1 protein-coding gene is annotated in these 914 nt (G+C 50.2%); it reads right to left on the reverse strand.

The features are described 5' to 3' along the window. Positions 1-137 precede the first annotated feature (137 nt). Complete coding sequence (locus tag BHE81_RS28470; RefSeq protein WP_013023831.1) at positions 138-827, reverse strand: hypothetical protein; 690 nt, start codon at positions 825-827, stop codon at positions 138-140. Positions 828-914 lie beyond the last annotated feature (87 nt).

The following is a 914-nucleotide window of genomic DNA, read 5'->3' on the forward strand; positions in this document are numbered from 1 at the left end:
TTGAAACTCATGGCACTAATCCGTCAGTAAAGTATTAGGGTCGGAAGGACAAATTAATCAGCGGAAATACACCGGCACAAAACAGGATTACAGTCATGCCCGGATCCATTGATGGCCAGGCCGGATACTGACTTCTATTAAGAGGTTATGCAGAAGGTATAGCCCTCTGAGCCAGGGCAGTGCCCGCCTTTAATATACGACTTCGCCACCTGCCGTCCGGCCTCATCGACCAGGGCATACAGTGTGGATGGCAATGTTTCAGTCGTGTACTGCAGGCAGACGCAGTAGCATTTCACCGGATGTTTAATCATATCCGGACGTTCAAACCAGCCGGTTGACGGGAAAATCCGTGTGCCGAAGAGCCTGTCAGAAGGAAACTGAGTCTGCACGGACCAGGCAAACACGTCGTCAGCGCTGTCGCGGCGATTGACGCCGGGGATATACAGATTTTCTGCTTCGCGGACAACACGGGAGGCAAGAGAGGACAAGGCGGAGTCATCCGTGCTGGCCGGGCCTTCCACACATATGGAAAGATGGAAGTATTCCGGTTTGCTCTGTACTTCTGGCTTTGCATCGGAAATAACTGACGCCGTGTTTCGCTTACGCTCCACGGAAGACGTCATTATTTTTCGGAAAAAGACACCTGCGATGAAAACAAGCAGAAGAATAACTAACGCGCTGCAGATATACATGATGTGGTCACTGAAGAGAGAACAGACCTCGCGATGTGACAGGGAATCAATTCCCCCCGCTGCAGGATGTGGGTAAATATCGCCAGGCATCAGTTCATGTGTATCAAGAGACCTGACAGGCACAGATATTGTCATAAATAACCTCTGTTCAAATAAAGACGAAAAGACTCCGCCGAAGGCGGCAACGCCTCACAGATGCACAAATAAATTGCGCAACTGTTC

Source organism: Klebsiella sp. AqSCr (assembly GCF_008452795.1).
GTDB classification, from domain to species: Bacteria; Pseudomonadota; Gammaproteobacteria; order Enterobacterales; family Enterobacteriaceae; genus Klebsiella; species Klebsiella pneumoniae.

Excerpts from the sequence above, each read along its gene's own strand:
- BHE81_RS28470 (WP_013023831.1), bottom strand. The coding sequence starts at position 827 with ATGACAATATCTGTGCCTGTCAGGTCTCTTGATACACATGAACTGATG.